The 20598-nt window shown below is 72.1% G+C and carries 22 protein-coding genes; 11 read left to right on the top strand and 11 right to left on the bottom strand.

From position 1 onward, the window contains the following. Positions 1 to 44: 44 nt before the first annotated feature. Positions 45 to 836, bottom strand: coding sequence for a thioesterase family protein (locus tag ACZ63E_RS30720; RefSeq protein ID WP_465339632.1), 792 nt, complete (start codon positions 834 to 836; stop codon positions 45 to 47). Beyond that, positions 836 to 1738: a RecB family exonuclease gene (locus ACZ63E_RS30715; RefSeq protein WP_465339631.1), complete on the bottom strand. Its 903-nt coding sequence runs from the start codon at positions 1736 to 1738 to the stop codon at positions 836 to 838. Before ACZ63E_RS30715 ends, ACZ63E_RS30720 begins: the two co-directional genes overlap by 1 nt. A 234-nt stretch (positions 1739 to 1972) precedes the next feature. Here ACZ63E_RS30715 and ACZ63E_RS30710 point away from each other — a divergent pair, with 234 nt between their 5' ends. Both ACZ63E_RS30710 and ACZ63E_RS30705 read left to right on the top strand, forming a co-directional pair. Then, complete coding sequence (locus ACZ63E_RS30710; protein WP_465305139.1) at positions 1973 to 3130, top strand: site-2 protease family protein; 1158 nt, start codon at positions 1973 to 1975, stop codon at positions 3128 to 3130. A 72-nt stretch (positions 3131 to 3202) separates the two neighbouring features. Next, positions 3203 to 4033, top strand: a complete 831-nt coding sequence (locus ACZ63E_RS30705; RefSeq protein WP_364622923.1) for a tRNA (adenine-N1)-methyltransferase — start codon at positions 3203 to 3205, stop codon at positions 4031 to 4033. A gap of 1 nt (position 4034) precedes the next feature. Here the strand turns inward: ACZ63E_RS30705 and ACZ63E_RS30700 are convergent, their stop codons facing one another. Continuing rightward, on the bottom strand, positions 4035 to 4484 hold the full coding sequence (locus ACZ63E_RS30700) for a hypothetical protein (RefSeq protein WP_465339629.1): 450 nt from the start codon (positions 4482 to 4484) through the stop codon (positions 4035 to 4037). Between the two features lie 10 nt (positions 4485 to 4494). Continuing rightward, the gene (locus ACZ63E_RS30695) at positions 4495 to 5394 is read right to left on the bottom strand and encodes a hypothetical protein (protein WP_465339627.1); all 900 of its coding nucleotides are present in this window, start codon (positions 5392 to 5394) and stop codon (positions 4495 to 4497) included. Between the two features lie 360 nt (positions 5395 to 5754). Between ACZ63E_RS30695 and arc the strand changes: the two genes are divergently transcribed. After that, positions 5755 to 7557 carry a proteasome ATPase gene (gene arc, locus ACZ63E_RS30690; RefSeq protein ID WP_465305133.1) on the top strand — a complete coding sequence of 601 codons (1803 nt, stop codon included), beginning with the start codon at positions 5755 to 5757 and terminating at the stop codon, positions 7555 to 7557. 51 nt (positions 7558 to 7608) lie between these two features. On the opposite strand, the gene ACZ63E_RS30685 is transcribed toward arc, so the two are convergent. Next, positions 7609 to 8535, bottom strand: a complete 927-nt coding sequence (locus ACZ63E_RS30685) for a DMT family transporter (RefSeq protein ID WP_465339625.1) — start codon at positions 8533 to 8535, stop codon at positions 7609 to 7611. Between the two features lie 98 nt (positions 8536 to 8633). Between ACZ63E_RS30685 and ACZ63E_RS30680 the strand changes: the two genes are divergently transcribed. Continuing rightward, positions 8634 to 9476, top strand: coding sequence for a DUF3626 domain-containing protein (locus ACZ63E_RS30680; protein ID WP_465339624.1), 843 nt, complete (start codon positions 8634 to 8636; stop codon positions 9474 to 9476). On the opposite strand, the gene ACZ63E_RS30675 is transcribed toward ACZ63E_RS30680, so the two are convergent. Both ACZ63E_RS30675 and ACZ63E_RS30670 read right to left on the bottom strand, forming a co-directional pair. Next, a complete protein-coding gene (locus tag ACZ63E_RS30675) occupies positions 9453 to 10337 on the bottom strand; it encodes a TIGR03620 family F420-dependent LLM class oxidoreductase (protein WP_465339622.1) in 885 nt (294 codons plus the stop codon). The genes ACZ63E_RS30680 and ACZ63E_RS30675 overlap by 24 nt on opposite strands. A 63-nt stretch (positions 10338 to 10400) precedes the next feature. Beyond that, on the bottom strand, positions 10401 to 10739 hold the full coding sequence (locus ACZ63E_RS30670) for an ArsR/SmtB family transcription factor (RefSeq protein ID WP_465339620.1): 339 nt from the start codon (positions 10737 to 10739) through the stop codon (positions 10401 to 10403). Positions 10740 to 10786: 47 nt separating this feature from the next. Here ACZ63E_RS30670 and ACZ63E_RS30665 point away from each other — a divergent pair, with 47 nt between their 5' ends. From ACZ63E_RS30665 to ACZ63E_RS30655, 3 genes are all read left to right on the top strand, one after another. Then, positions 10787 to 11125 (top strand): hypothetical protein, encoded by a 339-nt coding sequence (locus ACZ63E_RS30665; RefSeq protein ID WP_465305123.1) that lies wholly within the window; start codon positions 10787 to 10789, stop codon positions 11123 to 11125. Next, a complete protein-coding gene (locus ACZ63E_RS30660; RefSeq protein ID WP_465339618.1) occupies positions 11122 to 12051 on the top strand; it encodes an aldo/keto reductase in 930 nt (309 codons plus the stop codon). The genes ACZ63E_RS30665 and ACZ63E_RS30660 overlap by 4 nt, the downstream gene beginning before the upstream one ends. 67 nt (positions 12052 to 12118) lie before the next feature. Next, positions 12119 to 12718: a hypothetical protein gene (locus tag ACZ63E_RS30655; protein ID WP_465339617.1), complete on the top strand. Its 600-nt coding sequence runs from the start codon at positions 12119 to 12121 to the stop codon at positions 12716 to 12718. Here ACZ63E_RS30655 and ACZ63E_RS30650 read toward each other — a convergent pair. Next, complete coding sequence (locus ACZ63E_RS30650) at positions 12709 to 13227, bottom strand: NUDIX domain-containing protein (protein ID WP_465339615.1); 519 nt, start codon at positions 13225 to 13227, stop codon at positions 12709 to 12711. The two genes, ACZ63E_RS30655 and ACZ63E_RS30650, sit on opposite strands and share 10 nt — an antisense overlap. Before the next feature lie 42 nt (positions 13228 to 13269). Here ACZ63E_RS30650 and dop point away from each other — a divergent pair, with 42 nt between their 5' ends. The 4 genes from dop (at position 13270) to prcA (ending at position 16904) form a co-directional block, all read left to right on the top strand. Next, the gene (gene dop / locus ACZ63E_RS30645; RefSeq protein ID WP_465305115.1) at positions 13270 to 14772 is read left to right on the top strand and encodes a depupylase/deamidase Dop; all 1503 of its coding nucleotides are present in this window, start codon (positions 13270 to 13272) and stop codon (positions 14770 to 14772) included. 86 nt (positions 14773 to 14858) lie between these two features. Continuing rightward, entirely contained in the window at positions 14859 to 15053 is a 195-nt protein-coding gene (locus ACZ63E_RS30640) for a ubiquitin-like protein Pup (protein ID WP_013226725.1), read from the top strand. 135 nt (positions 15054 to 15188) lie between these two features. Continuing rightward, positions 15189 to 16043, top strand: a complete 855-nt coding sequence (gene prcB / locus ACZ63E_RS30635) for a proteasome subunit beta (RefSeq protein WP_465305113.1) — start codon at positions 15189 to 15191, stop codon at positions 16041 to 16043. A gap of 54 nt (positions 16044 to 16097) precedes the next feature. After that, positions 16098 to 16904, top strand: coding sequence for a proteasome subunit alpha (gene prcA / locus ACZ63E_RS30630; protein WP_465339614.1), 807 nt, complete (start codon positions 16098 to 16100; stop codon positions 16902 to 16904). A gap of 48 nt (positions 16905 to 16952) precedes the next feature. Here prcA and ACZ63E_RS30625 read toward each other — a convergent pair whose 3' ends face one another. From ACZ63E_RS30625 to ACZ63E_RS30615, 3 genes are all read right to left on the bottom strand, one after another. Continuing rightward, positions 16953 to 17723, bottom strand: a complete 771-nt coding sequence (locus tag ACZ63E_RS30625; RefSeq protein ID WP_465339612.1) for a class I SAM-dependent methyltransferase — start codon at positions 17721 to 17723, stop codon at positions 16953 to 16955. Positions 17724 to 17754: 31 nt separating this feature from the next. Then, positions 17755 to 18933 (bottom strand): alpha/beta hydrolase, encoded by a 1179-nt coding sequence (locus tag ACZ63E_RS30620; protein ID WP_465339611.1) that lies wholly within the window; start codon positions 18931 to 18933, stop codon positions 17755 to 17757. A 102-nt stretch (positions 18934 to 19035) separates the two neighbouring features. Then, on the bottom strand, positions 19036 to 20463 hold the full coding sequence (locus ACZ63E_RS30615; protein WP_465339822.1) for a phosphatase PAP2 family protein: 1428 nt from the start codon (positions 20461 to 20463) through the stop codon (positions 19036 to 19038). Positions 20464 to 20598 lie beyond the last annotated feature (135 nt).

Genomic DNA, 20598 nt, shown 5'->3' with positions numbered 1-20598 from the left:
GGTCGTTCCGCGAAGGTTATTGGATGCGGGCCCGTTGTGGGTGGCTATCCGCCCCCGGCCTGTCGCGGCCGGACCAGCAGCGCCTGCGCGCCGGTGGCGACCGGGCCGCCGGCGTCGTGCAGGATGCTCGTCGCCGTGCCGATGCCGGCCGCCCCGACCAGCGTGACGGCGTCGAGGCCGATCCACTCGCCCGACGGCGGCCGCCGCAGGTGCACGGTCAGCTCGGAGTTGATGAACCACCACCGGCGCGGGTCGAGGAAGTTGGACACGCCGTTGCCGGAGTCGGCGACGGTGAACAGCCGCTGCAGCCCGCTCGGCTCCTCGCCGTCGACCAGCGGGACGCGCTGGCGGGCCCAGACCGCCGCCGGGCCGGGCACGTCCATGCCGCCGCGGACCGCGCGCCACTCCACCGCGTCGAGGTAGCCGGCCTGCCAGCCCTCGGGCCACGGCGACTCGGTGACGCTGTCCGGCGCGGGCAGCAGCGGGCCGGCGTCGGTGGCGACCTCGGCCGTGTCCGACGTGGCGAGTCGCCAGGCGGACGCACGCGCGACAACCCTTTCCGCGCTCGCCAGCTCGGCCTGGAGCAGCTCCACCGACCGGCCGGGCCGCTCCACGCGTGCCCGCACGGTGAGCTCGGCGACCGGCGCCGGGCCGAGGATCTCGACGGTCACGCGCGCGAGCTGCGCCGGGTGGGCGGATTCGACGTTTTCGAGGGCGCGCACCAGCAACGCCGAAGGCGGGCCGAAGTGTTGCGAATCGGAAGACCAGGGTCCGGCCGTGTGGGCGGTCGCGGCGAAGCGGTCACCGCCGAGGGGGACGTAGAACGCGTCGGCCATCAGTCGGCCCGGTCCAGCGGCGTCTCGTCGCCCGCGTCGGGCTCCGGCCAGCCGGGGTACTCCGGCGGGGTGCCGCCGTACTCGGGGCAGTGCGCCTGGTGGTCGCACCAGTTGCACAGCTTGCTCTTGTTCGGCCGGAAGTCGCCGGTCTTGCCCGCCTTGAGGATGGCCTGCCAGATGGCTTCCAGCGTGCGTTCGAAGCGGATCAGCTCGGCTTCGTCGGGGGTGTAGGCGAGCGACTGGCCGTCGGTGAGGTACATCAGCTTCAGCTGCCGCGGCACGATCCCGCGCAGCCGCCACAGCACCACGGCGTAGAACTTCATCTGGAACATCGCCTTGGCTTCGCCGATTTCGCGCGGCGCGGCGCCGGTCTTGTAGTCGACGACCCGGATCTCACCGGTCGGCGCGACGTCCACGCGGTCGATGTAGCCGCGCAGCAGCACCCCGGAGCCGAGCTCGATCTCGACGTGCAGCTCGCACGCCTCCGGTTCGAGCCGCCGCGGGTCCTCGAGCCCGAAGTAGGCGTCCAGCAGTTTTTCCGCCGAGCGCAACCAGTCCGCGTGCTCGTCCGGCTTCTCGCCGTCGAACAGCTCCGTCCATTCCGGACGGTCCGCCGACAGCTCCGTCCACGCCGGACCCAGCAGCTCCCGCGCCTGCGCGGGCACCCGCTCGGCGGCGGGCAGCGCGAAGAGCCGCTCCAGCACGGAGTGGACGAGCGTGCCGCGCAGCTGCGCCTTCGTCGGGACCTCCGGCAGCCGGTCGACCGCGCGGAACCGGTAGAGCAGCGGGCACTGCTTGAAGTCGCTGGCCCGGGACGGCGACAACGCGGGCCGCCGCCGCACCTGGGTGGCGACGGCGGAAGCGGCGGGGGGATCCGTGGTGACGGTGTCGGCGTCGGGCATGGGCAGAGCGTAACGCCGGGGTACGACAGTTCCGGCGACCGCAACGCCCGAGCCACCCCCCCCGACGGCGAACGCCCCAATGTGGCCTTGGGTGCGTTCAACGCACCCAAGGCGGCCTTCGGTGCGTCAGACGCACCCAATGTGGCCTTGGGGCGGGGTGGGGCGTGACACGACCCGGTTGCGGCCGGGGCCGGATCACCCGGGACCCACACCGGGGGCTCTAGGCTCTCCGGCATGGCCGCGACCAGTGAACAGGGCACCGGGGGCGCCCGGCAGGCCGTCCGCCCGGACGGCGGTCTCGTGCTGTTCCGGGTCGCCGGGGTGCCGGTGCTGCTCGCGCCGTCCTGGTGGATCGGGTCGCTGATCGTCGTGGTCCTGTACGCGCCGCTGGTCGGACGGCTGCTCCCGGACGCCTCGGCGGCGACGTCGTGGCTGCTGGCCGGCGCGTTCGCGCTGCTGCTGGGGCTGTCGGTGCTGCTGCACGAGCTCGGCCACTGCCTGGTCGCGCTGCGGCTGGGGATCCCGGTCCGGCGGCTGCGCCTGTTCCTCCTCGGTGGTCTGTCCGAAGTGGCCCGCACGCCGAAGCGCCCGGGTGACGAAGGACTCGTCGCCGCGGCCGGCCCGGCGGTGTCGCTGCTGCTCGGCGGGTTCTGCGGCCTGCTGATGTTCGCGGTGCCGCCGGACGGCGCCGTCTGGCTGCTGGTCGCCGAGTGCGCGGTCGCGAACCTCGCGGTCGGCGTCTTCAACCTGCTTCCCGGCCTGCCGCTCGACGGCGGCCGGCTGGTCCGCGCCGGCGTCTGGGCGGCCACCGGCATCCGCGCGAAGGGCACACGCGCCGCGGTCGCCGGCGGCGCCGTCGTGGCCGCCGGACTGCTCGTGTGGGCGCTGTGGGGCCTGGCGACGGCGAGCCCGGACCGCTGGCTGCGGCTGGGCGTCTGCGTCGTCACGGCGTGGTTCGTCATCCTCGGCGCCCGCTCGGAGCTGGCGGCCGAACGGCGCCGCGGCTGGCCGGAGGGCCTCGTCCTGGGCGAGCTGGTCCGGCCGGTGCTGCAGCTGCCCGCCGAAAGCCCCGTCTCGGACGCGCTGGCCGCGTCGGCGGGCCGGGGTGTGGTGCTGGTGCGCGCCGACGGCGTCGCCGCCGGTCTGCTCGACGAAGGCGCGGCGGAACGGCTCGCGGGCTCGTCCCCGCACGCGCCGGCGGAGCTGGCGGCCGAGCCGATCCGCGCCGAGACCGTGCTGCTGGCCTCGGAGCCGGGGGAGGACATCGTCGAGCGGGTCCGCGAGACCCCGGCGTGGCAGTTCCTCGTGGTCGACGACGAAGGCCGCCCGGCGGGCGTGCTGCGCCGCGACGACCTGCGCGCCGCGCTGAACCGCCGCGCCCGCCGAGGCTGAGACCCGCTGCGTTCCCGGCCCGGGCGGCCTGCGAAGATCTGTCGTCGGCCATTCGGGGTACTGGAGGAAGTGTTGTCGGTCAGCGGACCGTTTCGCGCGGGTGATCGGGTGCAGTTGACCGACTCGAAGGGGCGGCACTACACCCTGACGCTGGCCGACGGCGGTGAGTACCACACCCACCGCGGCGGCCTGGCCCACGACGACCTGATCGGCCGTCCCGAGGGGTCGGTGGTCACGTCCGCGGGCGGGTCGACCTACCTCGCGCTGCGCCCGCTGCTGCCGGACTACGTGCTTTCGATGCCGCGCGGCGCGCAGGTGATCTACCCGAAGGACGCCGCGCAGATCGTGATGTGGGGCGACATCTTCCCGGGCGCGCGCGTGCTTGAGGCGGGCGCCGGCTCCGGCGCCCTGACGTGCTCGCTGCTGCGCGCGGTGGGCCCGGCCGGGAGCGTGCACTCCTACGAGATCCGCGACGACCACGCCGTTCACGCCGAGCACAACGTCGTGAAGTTCTTCGGCGAGAAGCCGGCCAACTGGTCGCTCACCGTCGCCGACCTGGCCTCGCACGAAGGCGAGGTCGACCGGGTCGTGCTGGACATGCTGGCGCCGTGGGACCAGCTGCCGAACGTGGCCGCCCACCTGGTGCCGGGCGGCGTGCTGACGGTCTACGTCGCGACCGTCACGCAGCTTTCGCGCGTCACCGAGTCGCTGCGCGAGCAGCAGTGCTGGACCGAGCCCGAATCGTGGGAAACGCTGATGCGCCCGTGGCACGTGGTGGGCCTGGCGGTCCGCCCCGACCACCGGATGGTCGCGCACACGGCGTTCCTGCTCACCGCCCGGCGGCTCGCGGACGGCACCGTGTCCCCGCGCGTGTCCCGGCGTCCCGCCAAGGGCAAGGGCTGAGTCAGCCCGGCACGCACCAGCGGCCGCTCTCCTTGTGAAGCGGGAACGGCGTGTCCTTCGTGCCACCCGCCGCTTCGACGTGCACGAGCGCGGTCGCGGACTCGCCGCGGACCTGGGGGAGCTGCCGCAGCGTCGCCGTGACCGGCCCGGCGGCGTCCCAGGTCCGCTGCAGGCCGGCCAGCGCCTCGGCGGTCTGCGGGCGGCAGGTCAGCTTGCCGAAGGCGGCGGAGTCGTGGGCGGTGATCGCGTTGACGATCGCCTTGGCCAGCACGTTCACCGCCGCCGTGTCCACCGCGCTCGGCACGGTGGACGTCGAAGCGCGGGTCGCCGGCGGGGTGCTGCCGGACGGCGCGGGCGCGGAGCCCGACGGCGCGACGAGCAACAGCCCCAGCACCACCCCCGCGCCGGCCACGCCGATCAGCACCAGCCCGGCGACCAGCACGCGGTTCACCGCTGGACGGTCACTTCGGGTCCTTCTTGACGTCCAGGAGGCACCACAGCCCGGCTTCGTTCTTGCCGGTGAAGACACCCTTGGCCGTCTGGCCGTTCACGCTGTTGGTCCAGTGCACCGTGGACGAGGTGCCGGTGTCCTGGGGCGCGCCGTCCAGCTTGAGCGAGATCTCGCCGGTGACCTCGCCGACGGAGCCGTCCTGGTGGACGCTGCGGCAGATGGCCGCGTCGAGGTCCTTGGCGCTCTTGGCGTTGTAGGCGGCGGCGACGGAGTCGAACAGCTCCTGGGAGCTGGGCTTCCCGCCGGGGGCGGGCCCGCCGACGGGCTTCGTGCTCTTCGTCGAGGGGCTGGTCGGCGAGCTGCTCTTGCTCTTCGGGGTGGACGTCTTCGGCGCGGACGTCGGGGCCTGGGAGCTGCTGCTCGCGGGCGGTGCGGCGGCGTTGTTGTCGTCGCCGTTCGCCAGGACGAACCAGGTCACGCCGCCGCCGACGAGGATCACCGCGGCGGCCGCGATGCCGACGATGAGCCCGGTTTTCTTCTTCTTGGGCGGGGGTGCGTCACCGAAGCCGCCGCCCCCGTACGGGTCGTAGCCGCCGAAGCCCTGCTGCGGCTGGCCCCACTGGTCCTGCTGCCCGCCGTACTGGGGATAGCCCTGCTGGGGCCCAGCGCCGGTCTGGAGCGGGTAACCGCCCTGCTGGGGGTGGCCGTAGGGATCCTGCTGCCCGTACTGCTGGGGCTGGCCGTAGGGGTCCGGCTGGCCGAACTGCTGGGTGCCGCCGTAGCCGGGCTGCGGCTGTTGTCCGCTCTGGGGGTAACCGCCCTGCTGGGGCTGTCCGTAGGGCCCGGGCTGCTGCCCGTAGCCGCCGGGCTGCTGGCCGTAGCCGCCCGGTTGCTGCGGCGGGTAGGTCATGGGTGGTGCCCCCTAGCGTCCTTCGGAGAGGCCGGCCATGGGGCGGCCGGCGTCGGCCCGATGCTAGCCACCGGGCGCGCCCGCCGCGCGGTTAGGGCGGAACTGGCCCGAATCGCCCGGCCGCACCGCGATTGGGGCCGTCAAGGGCTGGGTACTCCCGACGTGCTTGCTTCGTCCAGCCCCGGATGCCCCCGCGACACGCCAGGGCCACGGCACACAAATGGCCCCTTGTGCTGCGGGAATGTCCGTGCTGGACGAGGTGCTGAAACCGCGACGCGCCGATCTTGTGATCCGGAAAGGCCTTTTCTTGTCGGTGATCGCCGGTACCGTGGAATGAAAAGCACTCCGAGGAGGTGCCCGATGCATCATGACCTTCCCGGAGGTCGGCGCGAGGAGGCCGACCCTTCAGCAACATCCGGAGCTGGGACGACGGCGGACGAGCAGGCTCGGCAGATCCGTTTTCTCGAGGAGGAAGTGGCGCTGCTGCGCCGCAAACTGACCGACTCGCCACGGCAGAACCGAGTTCTCGAACAACGACTCGCCGAGGCCTCGGAAAGGGTGAGCCAGCTCACCGAGCGGAACACCAAACTGGTCGAAACCCTGCGTGAAGCCCGGGGACAGCTCCTCGCGCTGCGCGAGGAGGTCGACCGGCTGGCCCAGCCACCGTCCGGGTACGGCGTCTTCGTGGAGGCGTACGAGGACAACACGGTGGACGTCTTCACGGCGGGCCGCAAGATGCGGGTGTCGGTTTCGCCCGCGGTCGAGGTCTCTTCGCTGCGTCGTGGCCAGGCGCTGCGGCTCAACGAGGCGCTCACCGTGGTCGAAGGCGGCGGCTTCGAGCGCACCGGCGAGGTGTGTGCGCTGCGTGAGGTGCTCGCACCGGACTCCGAGGGCGCGAGCCCGCGGGCGCTGGTGGTCGGGCACGCGGACGAGGAGCGGGTGGTCCTGCTCTCCGATCTGCTGGCCGAGCAGCCGCTCAAGCCGGGCGACTCGCTGCTGGTCGACTCCAAGGCCGGTTACGCGTACGAGCGCGTGCCGAAGGCGGAGGTCGAAGACCTGGTGCTGGAGGAGGTGCCCGACGTCCGCTACGAGGACATCGGTGGCCTCACCCGGCAGATCGAGCAGATCAGGGACGCGGTCGAGCTGCCGTTCCTGCACGCCGACCTGTACCAGGAGTACCAGCTGCGCCCGCCCAAGGGCGTCCTGCTCTACGGCCCGCCGGGCTGCGGCAAGACGCTCATCGCGAAGGCGGTCGCGAACTCGCTGGCCAAGAAGGTGGCGGCGGCGCGGGGCGACAACGAGGACGGGAAGTCCTACTTCCTGAACATCAAGGGTCCCGAGCTGCTCAACAAGTTCGTCGGGGAGACCGAGCGGCACATCCGCCTGATCTTCCAGCGGGCGCGGGAGAAGGCCTCCGAGGGCACCCCGGTGATCGTGTTCTTCGACGAGATGGACTCGATCTTCCGGACCCGTGGCTCGGGCGTCTCGTCCGACGTGGAGACCACGATCGTGCCCCAGCTGCTGTCGGAGATCGACGGTGTCGAAGGCCTGGAGAACGTCATCGTCATCGGCGCCTCCAACCGTGAAGACATGATCGACCCGGCGATCCTGCGGCCGGGCCGGCTCGACGTCAAGATCAAGATCGAGCGTCCGGACGCCGAAGGCGCGAAGGACATCTTCTCCAAGTACCTGGCCGAGGGTCTGCCGATCCACGCCGACGACCTCGCCGAGTTCGGCGGGGACTCGAAGGCGACGTTCGACGCGATGATCCAGCACACGGTCGAGCGCATGTACGAGGAGAGCGACGAGAACCGGTTCCTCGAGGTGACCTACGCCAACGGGGACAAGGAGGTCCTGTACTTCCGTGACTTCAACTCGGGCGCGATGATCCAGAACATCGTGGACCGGGCGAAGAAGTCGGCCATCAAGTCGGTGCTGGAGACCAACCAGCCCGGCCTGCGCGTGCAGCACCTGCTGGACGCGATCGTCGACGAGTTCGCGGAGAACGAGGACCTGCCCAACACCACCAACCCGGACGACTGGGCCCGGATCTCCGGCAAGAAGGGCGAGCGGATCGTCTACATCCGCACGCTCGTCACCGGCAAGAACCAGGACTCGGGGCGGGCGATCGACACCGCCACGAACACCGGTCAGTACCTGTAGTTCGCTGCGCACGATGGGGCGGCCGCTTCGGCGACCGCCCCATCGGCGTCTCTACTCTCGGACCAGTTCGGCTTCGGGCACCGGTTTCGCCGCCCGGCTTAGGCGGCCGTGCGCGGCGAGGATGCCCAGCACCACGAGCACGGCGCCGGCGGGCTGGTTCCAACTCACCGGCTCGCCCAGCACGACCACGCCGAGCAGCACGCCGACGACCGGTGTGAGGTAGGTCACCGCGGATGCGTTCGCGGCGCCCCAGGCCGCGATGATCCGGACGTTCCAGGCGTAGGCGATGCCCGTGCCGAAGACTCCGAGCGCGAGCATGCTCGCCACCACCGCCAGGTCGAGGTGGACCGGCGTGGCGGCGATCGCCGGGGCCAGCAGGGCGAGGATGACCGTCGCGGAGCCGGTCTGCCCGAACGCGACGACCACCGGATCCACCCCGCGGGGCGACACGAACCGGCGCATGTAGACGAAACACGCGCCGTAACACGTGGTGGCGCCGAGGCAGGCGAGCTGCGCGGTCAGCTGGTGGGAGACGTCGACGCCCTGCCACACCCCGACGATCGTGAGCACCCCGAGGAAACCGAGCAGCAGGCCGAGCACCCGCGGCGGCGTGAACCGTTCCTCGGGCAGCGCCGCGGCGGCCAGCAGCATCGTGATCAGCGGTGTCGTCGCGTTGAAGATGCTGGCCAAACCGGACGAAATGTACTGTTCCGCCCACGAGAACAGCAGGAACGGCACCACGCACAGCAGCACCGACACGACCGCGAGATGGCTCCACAGCACGGGATCCCGGGGGAGCGGCCGCCGGCGCACCGCCAGCACGAAGCCCAGCGCCAGCGCGCCCAGCGCGACGCGGGCCAGGGCGACCTGGGCGGGGGAGAGCCCGCCGAGCCCGACCTTGATGAACAGGAAACTCGCACCCCACACGACGGCCAGCAGCGCGAACCGCACCGTGACCCCGAACCCACCGAACCGCATGGCCGCAGTCAAGCTGGCGGACCACCCGCGGAGCCAGCGGTTTTCGGACGTCGTTCTGTGTGTATAACGCCCTATACCGCTCGGGTAAGCTGAGTCGTATGGCCAGGGGGACCGGAGAAGAAGCGTGGGCACGAGCCGTCCGGCACGTCGCGGACCGGGTCGAGGGCCCGCCGCTGCCGGAGGACCTGGACGTCACCGTCCACTTCCACCCGGACCGGCTCGTGGGGGAGGTGCCGCTGCTGCGGCACTGGGCCACCGACGGCGTCTACCGCTCGCAGTTCGAGACGGGCACGAGCAACGGCGGCTTGACGGCGTACCCGGGCGGCGACCGCTGGCGCTGGGAGCACCGCATCTTCGGTGGCGCCTACGACGCCCTGCCGCCGTCGGCCCGGCCGAAGTACGGCTCGCTCAACTACCGCCGCCGCCCGGCGGGCGGGTCCGTCCGGTTCGGCTCCTCGCACCTGCGGCTGAAGCGGGAAGTGCTGCGGCGGACGACGTTCTGCTACCCGGACAGCTTCGCCGAGCCCGAAGACTTCGGCACGGCGGCGCACCTGCCGCTCGCCGAAGCCGACCACCAGGATGAGCTCGACGACCACATCGAAGCCCACGTCCACGGTCCGCTCGTGCTCGCGAACGACGTCGAGGCGCTGGTGCTGGACCCGGCGTTCCGGGGCACCGACGTCGAAGCGGCGGCCGCCGCCCTGCCGTTCCCGGCGTACTGGCACCACGGGTTCCGGCTCTCGACCGGGCTGCTGGCCGAGCACGCCGACTTTCGCGGTGAAGACGTCGTCCGCGCCGGTGTGGAGATCGCCGAGGACGGCTGGCTCGACGCGCGGGTCATCGGCGAAGCCGTGCGCGCCGGCCGGCACGATCCTCAGGTCCTCAAGCGCGTCTGGCACTGCACTGCGCGGTTCGGCCTACGCGACGGCCCCGGCCGGTAGCAGCGCTTCGGTCAGCCGCCGCCACTGCGGCATGGCCGAGGTGCCCGGCGCGACGCCGATGACCTGGACGCCCACGTGGTCGGCGCCCGCGTCGAGGTGGGCGCGCAGCTTGCCGGTGATCGTGTCGACGTCACCCCAGAACACCAGGTCGTCCACGAGCCGGTCGCTACCGCGGCCGCCGTCGATGTCGGCTTCGGTGTAGCCGAGCCGCCGGAACTTCGCGACGTTGTACGGCGAGGTGAGGTACCGGTGCAAGTGGTCGCGGGCGATCTCCCGCGCCTTGGCCGCGTCCGTTTCGAAGAGGACGGCGTGCTCGACGCCGAGGAACGATTCCGCGCCCAGGATCTCTCGCGCCTGGGCGGTGTGTTCCGGGGTCACGTGGTAGGTGTGCGCGCCCGCCGACCGGTCCCGGGCCAGCTCCAGCATCTTCGGGCCGTACGCGGCGAGCAGCCGCCGGATCGGCGTCCGCGGCTCGGGGTTGGGACTCGTGACGGCGTCCAGTTCGTCGAGATAGTCGTTCATCGCCTGAAGGGGCTTCGCGTCGGTTTTCCCGCCGCCGAAGCCCAGTCCGAGCAGGTGGCGGTCCGGGTACGCGTCGGCCAGTAGCAGGGCCGCGCCACGGGTCCAGCGCGGTCCGCGCGACCAGATCTGCGCGATCCCGTTGACGACGGCGAGCCGCTCGGTGGCCGACAGCAGGAACCCGGCGTGGGTGAGCGCTTCCCGGCCGGTGCTCTCCGGGATCCAGACGGCCGGCCAGCCGAGCCCTTCCAGCTCCTGCACCGAGTCCCGGATCAGGCTCGCCGGCTGATCCTCGAAGTCGAACGTCCAGATCCCGTAGCGGCCGAGCCGCGGCTTGTTCATGCATCGAAGTATCGCAGATTTACGATATGAGTCAACGGTCGGACCGAGGAGCAGGCGGCGGGGTCAGAGAGAGCGGCCCAGCACGGCGACGAGCGAGGCGATCCGGGCTTCGTCGCGCTTGTAGTGCGTCCACTTGCCTACGCGGGTCGCGCGCACCAGACCGGCGCGCTGCAGCTCGGCCATGTACGCCGACACCGTCGACTGCGCGAGCCCCGTCTTCTCCTGAATGTGGCTCACGCAGACGCCGACCTCGACCGGGTCGGCGATGGCCCGCTCCACGGGAAAGTGCTTCGCGGGCTCCCGCAGCCACTGCAGCACCTGCAGCCGCACCGGGTTCGCGAGCGCCTTGAAGACGTCGAGCAGCTGCTCGACCTCCGGCTGGGATTCGGCGCGTGTCGTCATGGCTGCCACCGAGTATATCGACGTATAACGACCTATACTCACCGGCTGTGAGCGAAGAAAGCCGGCGGCCCCGCGCGCCCATCACCGAGTCCGACGTCCTGGCCTGGCTGGAGACGACCGCCGCCGCCGTCGAGGCGGGGGAGGTCCCCGCCCAGGACCTCATCGACATCCTGGGCGAGCTCCGCCGCGCTTCCGCGGCCTGCGCCGACGCGTCCGACTGGGCGCTGCTCGCCGCCCGCGAAGGCGGCGCGAGCCTCCGTCAGATCGCTCCGGTCTTCGGCAAGGGGTACGTCCGGGCCCCGGCTGCGCGGCTCGAGAAGCTCCACCGGCAGGCCCAGAACTCCGGTCAGTGGCTCGCCATCCTCCGGCACAAGCAGACGGCGTGAACCGCATCGCCCTCGGGCTGGCGGCGCTGGGCCGCCCCGCCTACATCAACCTCGGCCGTGACGACGCGCTGCCGCGGGTGCGCGACGTCGAGTCGATGCGGGCCGCGACGTTCACCGTCCTCGACGACGCCTACAGCGCCGGTGTCCGGCGGGTCGACGTCGCCCGGTCCTACGGGCTCTCGGAGGAGTTCCTCGCCGGCTGGCTCGACGAGCGCGGGCACACCGACGTCGTCGTCTCGAGCAAGTGGGGTTACGCCTACGTCGGCGGCTGGCGGCTCGACGCCGAGGTGCACGAGGTGAAGGAGCACTCGGCCGCGCGGTTCGCCGCGCAGTGGGCGGAAACCCTGGCGCTGCTGGGGGATCGGGTGAGCCTCTACCAGGTCCATTCGCTCACTGTGGACAGTCCGCTGTTCGGCGACGAGCCGTTGCTCGAGGCATTGGCCGAGCTTTCGGCGAACGGGGTCGCGGTCGGGTTCTCGACGTCCGGGCCGGCGCAGGCGGCGGCGATCGAGCGGGCGTTCGCGCTGGAAGTGGCCGGGCGGCCGGTGTTTTCGGCCGTGCAGTCCACCTGGAACGTCCTCGAGCCGTCCGCCGGGCCCGCGCTGGCCGCGGCGCATGCGGCCGGGAACCGGGTGCTGGTCAAGGAAACCCTGGCCAACGGCCGGCTCGCCGTCGAAGCGCCGCGGGTCGTGGCCGACATCGCCGAGGCGCACGGGACCGGGCCGGACGCGGTCGCCGTGGCGGCGGTGCTCGCGCGGGGCTGGGCCGACACCGCCGTCATCGGGCCGGCGAGCCCGGCGCAGCTGGCCGCGAACCTGGCCGCCACCACGCTTTCCCTGAGCACGGACGAGGAAGCGGCGCTCGCCGGGCTGGCGGAGGATGCAGGGGAGTACTGGCGACACCGGTCCTCTTTGGGGTGGCACTGACGGGCTGCACTACCCTTCGCAGGCACGGACGGACAACGGGAGGCCGGAGCAGGTGCGTCATCGCCAGGTGGTTGCCTTGGCCGCGGTCGCGTTGGTCGGCCTGACCGGCTGCGACGGACCCGACCCGAACAACCTCGAGACGTACTACGACGATCCGGCCCCCACGGCCACGCTGGCCCCGCCCACGACGGAAGCCCCCGCCCCCGCCGCGAGGACGGCTCCGGTGACGCCGGCGGCGCCGGACGCCGGGCTGCTCGCCGAGCGGGCGCTGCTGACCGACGCGGACGTCGCGGAGGAAGGGGTGCAGCCCGGGTCGGGCGCGGCGTCGGGGTGCCTCTCCGAGGAGACGTCGGTCGCCAGCCGGACCGCGAGCTGGCGCTACCCGAGCGGATCGGAGCTGCGGCACCGGGTCGCCGTCTACCCGGACCAGCCGGGCGCGGACGTCGTGGCGAAGACGGTGTGCACCGGGGAGCCGGTGGACGTGCCGGCCCAGCCCGGGGTCGAGCGTCAGCGCGCCTGGTGCGAGGGCAAGACGTGCACGGTGTTGCTGGCCAAGGGAACGCTGGTGTCCGGGCTGACCGTGTCGGCGAGCACCGCGGCGCGCGCGATCGACGCGGCGAAGCGGCTGCTGCCCGCGATGGCGGCGAAGCTGACGGCTCAGCCGTAGCGGCGGAACCACTCCTGGACGCCTTCGCGGCCGTCGGGGATGAAGGGCAGTTCCGGCGCCGGGTCGTCGATCCAGGCGCGCAGCTCTTCGAGCGGGATCCAGCGGCCTTCGACGATCTCTTCGGCCTGGTGGTGGATCGGGCCGTCCCAGCGGACCTCGAAGGCGAAGTTGTGACAGCGGTTGCGGCCGTCGTCGTAGACCTTGGTGAACAGCGGAACGGGTTCCACCCCGTGGACGCCGAGCTCTTCGGCCAGTTCGCGGCGCGCGCACCCGGCCGGTGACTCGCCGGCCGCGACCACCCCGCCGGCCCAGCAGTCCCAGGTGGACGGGAACACGTCCTTTTCCGGCGTGCGCAGGTGCACGTAGACCGCGCTTCCGTCACCCGAACGGACCAGCACGACGCCGGCGGCGTGCCACAGGCCCTCCGCGCGGACCCGGGAGCGGGTGGTCGTGCCCACTTCGGAGCCGGCCTGGTCATAGAGGGCAACGAGTTCGTCACTGCCTGGCATGGGTGCATCGTTCCACTAGGGCGACCCCGTAGGGTGGTGGACATGCGGCGGATCATGGGAACCGAAGTCGAGTACGGCATCTCCGTGCCGGGCGACGCGACGGCGAACCCGGTACTCACCTCGACCCAGGTCGTGCTGGCCTACGCGGCGGCGGCGGACATCCCGCGCGCCCGGCGCGCGCGGTGGGACTACGAGGTGGAGTCCCCGCTGCGGGACGCGCGCGGGTTCGACCTGACCGGCCCCGGCGGGCCGGGCCACGACCCCGACGTCGAGGACCTGGGCGCGGCGAACGTCATCCTGACCAACGGGGCGCGGCTGTACGTCGACCACGCGCACCCGGAGTACTCGGCGCCCGAGGTGACGAACGCGCGCGACGCGGTCATCTGGGACAAGGCCGGCGAACGGGTGATGGAGGAGGCCGCGCTCAAGGCGGCGTCCGTGCCCGGCCAGCCCCAGCTGCAGCTGTACAAGAACAACGTCGACGGCAAGGGCGCCAGCTACGGCACGCACGAGAACTACCTGTGCGCGCGCTCGACGCCGTTCACCGCGATCATCGCCGGGCTGACGCCGTTCTTCGTGTCGCGGCAGGTGGTGACCGGCTCGGGCCGGGTCGGGATCGGCCAGCAGAGCGAAGAGGCCGGGTTCCAGCTCTCCCAGCGTGCGGACTACATCGAGGTCGAGGTCGGCCTGGAGACCACGCTGAAGCGCGGGATCATCAACACCCGCGACGAGCCGCACGCGGACGCGGACAAGTACCGCCGGCTGCACGTCATCATCGGTGACGCGAACATGTCGGAGTACTCGACCTACCTGAAGGTCGGGACGACGGCGCTGATCCTGGACCTGATCGAGTCCGGTATCCGGTTCGACGACCTGAAGCTGGACGAGCCGGTGCGCGCGGTGCACCAGATCAGCCACGACCCGACGCTGAAGGCGAAGGTCGCGCTGGCGAACGGCCGCAAGTACACCGGGCTGGACCTGCAGTTCGCCTACCACGAGATCGTCTCCCAGAACCTGGACCGCACGGACGCCGACCAGGCGTCCAAGGAGGTCCTGCGGGTCTGGGGCGAGGTGCTGGACGCGCTGGCGCGCGACCCGCAGGAGTGCGCGGACCGGCTGGACTGGCCGGCGAAGCTGCGGCTGCTCGAGGGCTACCGGCAGCGCGACAGCCTGGCCTGGGGCGCGCCGCGGCTGCGGCTGGTCGACCTGCAGTACTCGGACGTGCGGCTGGCGAAGGGCCTGTACAACCGGCTGGTCACGCGCGGGTCGATGAAGCGGCTGGTGACCGAGGAAGAGGTGCTGGCCGCGGTGACGACCCCGCCGTCGGACACGCGGGCCTACTTCCGGGGCCGGGCGCTGGAGAAGTACGCGACCTCGATCGCGGCGGCGTCGTGGGATTCGGTCATCTTCGACGTCGGCAAGGAGTCGCTGGTCCGGATCCCGACCCTGGAGCCGTTGCGGGGGACGAAGGCGCACGTCGGCAAGCTGCTGGACGAGTCGGCGACGGCCGAAGACCTGGTGGAGGCGCTCACCGGTTCGGACTAGGCGGGACGCACCAGCGATGGCGGCGTGACCCCGAATGTCGGGGCCGCTGGGTAGGCTAGGAAACATCAGCCACACCGGGAGGCGAGATGGCCCAGGAAAAGATCGAAAAGCACGGCGGCGGCGACTCCGACGAGGAGTTCGACGACACCGGCGCGGCGGGTCAGGAGCGGCGCGAGAAGCTCGGCGAGGACGTGGACACGATCCTCGACGAGATCGACGACGTGCTCGAAGAGAACGCCGAGGACTTCGTCCGGGCCTACGTGCAGAAGGGCGGCGAGTAGCCGCTCGGGGCGTCCGCGCCCTTGCCGACCGTTCAGCCGGCGGCCGGGGCCCTGCGTGGTGGTGACCGTGGTCCGGGTGGGCCGGGTCGCCGGGCGTGGGGTCGCGGCCCGCACAGATGGGATTTTTGAGCACGTATGGACAACACCAGGGGCATCTCGGGTCCCGCGCTGCCGGCCGCGTACTTCTCGTCGGCGACGTCGTCGTTTTCGGACTTCTTGCGGGTACAGGCGCCGGAGCTGCTTCCGGAGCGACGGGTGGGCAACGGCGCCGGTGACCTCGGCGTGCCGCACGGCACGACGATCGTCGCGCTGACGTTCGCGGGCGGTGTGCTGATCGCGGGTGACCGGCGGGCGACGTCGGGCAACCTGATCGCGAGCCGCGACATCGAAAAGGTCCACGTCACCGACGAGTACTCGGCGGTCGGCATCGCGGGCACGGCCGGGCTGGCCGTGGAAATGGTGCGGCTGTACGCGGTGGAGCTCGCGCACTACGAGAAGATCGAGGGCGTTTCGCTGTCGCTGGACGGCAAGACGAACAAGCTCGCCGGGATGGTCAAGGCCAACCTCGAGATGGCGATGGCCGGGCTGGCCGCGATCCCGCTGTTCGTCGGGTACGACCTGGAAGCCGAGGACGCCAAGCACGCGGGCCGGATCGTCTCGTACGACGCCGCGGGCGGCCGGTACGAGGAGAACGGCGGTTACGCGGGCATCGGCTCGGGTTCGCTGTTCGCGAAGTCGGCGCTGAAGAAGCTGCACGACCCGGACGCCGACGTCGAAGGCGCGGTGCGGGTGGCGGTCGAGGCGCTGTACGACGCGGCGGACGACGACACCGCGTCGGGCGGCCCGGACCTGGTGCGCCGGATCTTCCCGAGCGTCGTGACGATCACCGCGGAGCACGGCGCCGTGCAGCTGCCGGAGTCGGAGACGGCGGCGGTCGCGGAGGCCGTGGTGGCCGGGCGGATCGAGCGCCAGCAGAGCCGGCTCTCCTGACGCGGGGCCTGGACCAATGAACGTTGCAACACCGGAAGACGTGGAGCGCACACCGTGACGATGCCGTTGTATGCCTCTCCCGAGCAGCTGATGCGGGAGCGTTCCGAGCTGGCGCGCAAGGGCATCGCGCGCGGCCGGAGCGTGGTGGTGCTGAAGTACGCGGGCGGCGTGCTATTCGTGGCGGAGAACCCGTCTGCGACCCTGCACAAGGTTTCCGAAATCTACGACCGCATCGGGTTCGCCGCGGTCGGGCGCTACAGCGAGTTCGAGAACCTGCGCGTGGCGGGCATCCGGCACGCGGACCTCAAGGGCTACCAGTACGACCGTCGTGACGTCAGCGCCCGGGCGCTGGCGAACGCCTACGCGGCGACGCTGGGCAGCATCTTCACCGAGCAGCTGAAGCCGTTCGAGGTGGAGGTCTGCGTGGCGGAGGTCGGCGCGAGCGCGGCGGAGGACCAGCTGTACCGGCTGACCTACGACGGGTCCATCTTCGACGAGCCGCAGTACATCGTGATGGGCGGCCAGAACGAGAAGATCGCGGCGAAGCTGAAGGAGACGTTCGAGGACGGCCTGGACCTGCAGGCGGCTCTGGGCGTGGCCGTGGCGGCCCTGCGCACGCCGGCCCAGCCGTCGACGACGGCGTCTTCGTCGGCGGGCACCTCGTCGTCTTCGACGTCATCCTCGTCTTCGTCGGCGAACGGCAACGGCGAGGCCGACCCGATCAAGCTCGAGGTGGCGGTCCTGGACCGCGACCGGCCGCGCCGCTCGTTCCGCAGGCTGACGGGCACGGCGCTGGACACGTTGCTGCCGGTGCCGGACCCGCAGGGTGACGAGCCGGAGGAGAAGCCGGAAGGCGAGTAGCACTTGGTGAAGGCGGGGGCGTGGTCGGTGACCGCGCCCCCGCCTTCGTCATGCGGGCCGGTGGGCGACGGCGAGCAGGTGCGCGCTGGCGTTGACGAGATGCGGGTCCCGCTCGACGATCCGGGCGGCCCGCAGGGCGGATTCGGCGAGGTTGTCGAACCGGGAGAGCCCGGCCGTGTCGAGCGCGGGCCACGAAGGCCCTTCGACGCCGAAGACGGCGGTGCCGGTGAAACCCGCTTCGGTGACTTCGTCGCGGAGTTCGTCCGCCGTGTGCCAGTGCGTGGCGACAAAACCGACGTGGGCGTCGTACGCGCCGGTGGTGATGACCGCGCGGACCGGTTCGACGCGGCCGAGGGTGCCGGTGGCGCCGGTTTCCAGCAGGGAGAGGTAGCGGCTGATCCCGGCCGCCGCGAGCAGGCCGCCCGGGCGCAGCACGCGCCGGGCCTCGGCCAGCGCACGAGCGCGGTCGCCGGCGTCGACGAGGTGGTAGAGCGGGCCGAACAGCAGGACGACGTCGTAGGTGGCGTCGGCCGCTTCGAGGGCACGCGCGTCGCCGACCGAGGCGGTGACGCCGGGGAGCGTCGCCGCCTGGGCGACGTGGGCCGGGACGACGTCGACGAGGTGGACGGGATGCCCGTCGGCGGCGAGCCAGGCCGCGTGGACGCCGGTGCCGCCCCCGACGTCGAGAACGCGTTCGTGGCCGGGCAAGAAGCGCCGGAGCAGCTCCTGGGTGCGCAGGTACTCGAGGCGGCCGTGCGGGGTGCGGGTGAGCCTGCCCGCTTCGGCGGGGCCGGTGGCGTAGTGCGTCGGGAGGTCCATGTCTCAGGGTCCCGGACGGCGCAACCGGGTTTCAGGAGGTCGCGGGGGAGGCCCGGAAGTCCTGGTCGGCGAACGCGAGCAGGTAGGGCAGGGTCGCCCGGGCGGTGTGCCAGGTGTGGTTGAACCCGCGTTCGGCGTGCACCACGGCGTTCTGACCGCGGGCGCGCAGGGCGTCGGCGATCCGGTGGGCCGTCGTGACGTCGGTCGGCGCGCCGGTGCCGACAGCCAGCATCACCGAGATCGGCGCGGAGAACTTCATCGTGGGCAGGTAGCGGCGCGGGGTGTTGGCCGCGATCGCCGCCCGGTCGCCGTTCAGGACACCGACGGAGTCGTTGAGGTCGTCGTACGGCAGCGCGATCAGCAGGGTGGCGAACTCGTCGACGTGGTGGAGGCCGATGTTGAGGGCCCCGAAGCCGCCGCCGGACATGCCGCCCAGCGCCCGGTGGCCGCGGTCGGCGAGGGTGCGGTAGCGCTGGTCGACCGCCGGGACGACCGTTTTCGCGAGGTAGGTCTCCAGCTGCGGACCGCCCGGCACGTCGAGGCACTCCCAGTCCGTGGCCGGGTTGCCCGCGGTCAGGTCGACGCTCACCACGATCATCGGCGCGATGACGCCGGCCTGCTGCAGCGCGAGCAGCGTGCCGGGCGCGTCACCCGAGGTCAGCCAGTCGCGCGGGCCGCCGAACGGGTAGCCGTGGATCAGGTAGACGACCGGGTACCGGCGGGCCGTGTCGGCGGCGTACCCGGGCGGCAGGACGACGTAGTTGCTGCCCGACGGCACGCCGTGCGCGGGATCGGGCAGGTTCAGGACGTCGATCCGCTGCCCGGCGGCCGCGGTGCCTCCCGAGGCGTGCGGAGCTGACGGGGCTTCCTTGCCGTCGTCGAGCAGGCGGCCGGCGAGGTTGGCGACACCGGGGCCGCGCTGCAGCAGGCGGGCCAGGTCGTCGGAGGTGCGCACGTACCCGACGTAGCTGTTCAGGGCAGTGACCGCCGCGAGCAGCAGGAGGACGCCGAACGCCGTGAGTCCCCAGCGCCGCACCCGCCGCCGGTGCGCGAGCGCGACGACCACGGCGAGGACCGCGACGGCGGCCGAGGCGAGGCCGAGCCAGATGAACGGCGACTCGAGCGGCCCGAGGTCACGGGCGCGGGCGGTGACGTCACCGGGCAGCACGGGGTCGGTGGCGGCCCGGTGCACCACGCTCGCCAGATCCATCCCACCCCGTTCGTCGCCGAGATGCGGGCAGGGTTGCCCGCATCTCGATCAAGACGCTAGCCAGGGGTGGCTGTGGGTTTGTTGAGAAAGAGTAAAGAAAGATTAAAGGCGATAGATGGTGAGGGCGCTGGGCCGGGACCGGAAGCGGAACCGGTTGCCGAGCGGGCCGACCTCGCCGTCGGTGGCGACGCGCCGGTGCCCGTCCAGCAGCTCGACGTCCAGCTCGGCCACATCGAGCTCCTGGTAGACGTGGCTGGCCGCGAGGGTGCGGGTGACCATGGCCAGCAGGAACCGGGCCCGCGAGTAGGGCAGGTCGGCGCGCAGGTAGCGGACGTCGAGCAGGCCGGTGTCGAGCGCGGGCCGCCGGCTGGGCGCGAAGCCCTTCGGGGCGTACGTGCCGTTGCCGACGAACAGCAGCCAGACCTGGGTGAGCTTGCCGTTGAGCCGCACGGTCAGCGGCTTGGCGTGCCGCAGCGTCCGGGTCAGCGCGATCGCGGCCGAGGGCCACTTGGGGTGCTTTTCCTGCAGCTTCTCGCGCAGCCGGACCATCTCCGGGTAGCCGCCGAGGCTCGCGGTGTTGACGAACCAGCGGTGCGCCGTGTCGCCGTCCGCCTCCTTGATCTCGACTTCGCCGAGGTCGATGCCGACGGCGTTGCCGATCTCGGTCGCCTCGTCCGCGTCGACCATGGAGCTGACACCCACGTCGCGGGCGAAGTGGTTGAGCGTGCCCGCCGGGATCAGCGCCAGCGGCAGGTCGCGCTCCGCGGCGACCGCGGCGACCGCGGCCACGGTGCCGTCGCCACCCGCGACGCCGAGCGCGCGGACCGTCCCGCGGGCGTCGATCTCGCTCTCGAGCTGGGCGATCAGGTCCTGGTCGGGGTCCGGGTGGAGGATCTCGGCCTTGGGCCAGGCGTGCCGGGCGTCCTCGGTCGGGTCCTGGCCGTCGATGCCGGACTTCGGGTTGACCAGCACGAGCATGTCGTCGCCGTCGACCATCTCGGGCGCGTCCGCGTCGTGGGCGGTGCGGGCCGGGACGTCGTCGTGCAGCGGCCACCAGTGCCGGGTCGCCAGGCCCACGCCGACCCCGATGCCCAGGCCGACCCCGACGTCGGAGGGCCAGTGGACGCCGGTGTGGACGCGCGAGTAGGCGACGGCGAGCGCGAGGGGGGCCACCGCGAGACCGGCGCGCGGCGACTCCATCGCCACCGCCGTCACGAAGGCCGCGGCCGAGGCCGAGTGCCCGGAGGGGAACGAGGACGACGTCGGGCGTTTCCGCAGGCGGCGGTGCATGGGCACCTCCTCCTCGGCCGGACGGCGGCGGGGGAACAGGGGCTTCCCGATCAGGTTCGCGGCGGCGCTCGCCCCGGCGATCGCGACGACACCTCGCAGCGCCGCGCGGCGGGGCGCGCCCTTGCGCGTGGCCAGCACCGCGGCGACCCCCCACCACAGGCGGGACTTGTTCGCCGATCTCGACAGCGCCATCAGCGCGTCGTCGGCCTTCGTCGCCGGCAGCGCGGCGCTGCGCCGCATCAGGGCGCGGTCGGTCCGGCCGACCCGCCGGAAGGCCTGGATGAGCTGGTGTGTCAAGGAGTCGCCTTCCGGAAGTCGTCAAGAGCGCCGCTTCAATCGTGCCTGATTCGGGGAGTTTTCACCGTCTGTGGCGCA

This window comes from Amycolatopsis sp. NPDC104819 (genome assembly GCF_055583145.1).
This window is presented reverse-complemented; position numbering and strand designations above follow the sequence as displayed.

Bases quoted from the DNA above. Each gene is read 5' to 3' on its own strand.
- ACZ63E_RS30720 (WP_465339632.1), bottom strand. From the start codon at position 836: ATGGCCGACGCGTTCTACGTCCCCCTCGGCGGTGACCGCTTCGCCGCG.
- ACZ63E_RS30715 (WP_465339631.1), bottom strand. From the start codon at position 1,738: ATGCCCGACGCCGACACCGTCACCACGGATCCCCCCGCCGCTTCCGCC.
- ACZ63E_RS30710 (WP_465305139.1), top strand. From the start codon at position 1,973: ATGGCCGCGACCAGTGAACAGGGCACCGGGGGCGCCCGGCAGGCCGTC.
- ACZ63E_RS30695 (WP_465339627.1), bottom strand. From the start codon at position 5,394: ATGACCTACCCGCCGCAGCAACCGGGCGGCTACGGCCAGCAGCCCGGC.
- arc (WP_465305133.1), top strand. From the start codon at position 5,755: ATGCATCATGACCTTCCCGGAGGTCGGCGCGAGGAGGCCGACCCTTCA.
- ACZ63E_RS30685 (WP_465339625.1), bottom strand. From the start codon at position 8,535: ATGCGGTTCGGTGGGTTCGGGGTCACGGTGCGGTTCGCGCTGCTGGCC.
- ACZ63E_RS30680 (WP_465339624.1), top strand. From the start codon at position 8,634: ATGGCCAGGGGGACCGGAGAAGAAGCGTGGGCACGAGCCGTCCGGCAC.
- ACZ63E_RS30675 (WP_465339622.1), bottom strand. From the start codon at position 10,337: ATGAACAAGCCGCGGCTCGGCCGCTACGGGATCTGGACGTTCGACTTC.
- ACZ63E_RS30670 (WP_465339620.1), bottom strand. From the start codon at position 10,739: ATGACGACACGCGCCGAATCCCAGCCGGAGGTCGAGCAGCTGCTCGAC.
- ACZ63E_RS30650 (WP_465339615.1), bottom strand. From the start codon at position 13,227: ATGCCAGGCAGTGACGAACTCGTTGCCCTCTATGACCAGGCCGGCTCC.
- dop (WP_465305115.1), top strand. From the start codon at position 13,270: ATGCGGCGGATCATGGGAACCGAAGTCGAGTACGGCATCTCCGTGCCG.
- ACZ63E_RS30640 (WP_013226725.1), top strand. From the start codon at position 14,859: ATGGCCCAGGAAAAGATCGAAAAGCACGGCGGCGGCGACTCCGACGAG.
- prcB (WP_465305113.1), top strand. From the start codon at position 15,189: ATGGACAACACCAGGGGCATCTCGGGTCCCGCGCTGCCGGCCGCGTAC.
- ACZ63E_RS30625 (WP_465339612.1), bottom strand. From the start codon at position 17,723: ATGGACCTCCCGACGCACTACGCCACCGGCCCCGCCGAAGCGGGCAGG.
- ACZ63E_RS30620 (WP_465339611.1), bottom strand. From the start codon at position 18,933: ATGGATCTGGCGAGCGTGGTGCACCGGGCCGCCACCGACCCCGTGCTG.
- ACZ63E_RS30615 (WP_465339822.1), bottom strand. From the start codon at position 20,463: ATGCGGCGCAGCGCCGCGCTGCCGGCGACGAAGGCCGACGACGCGCTG.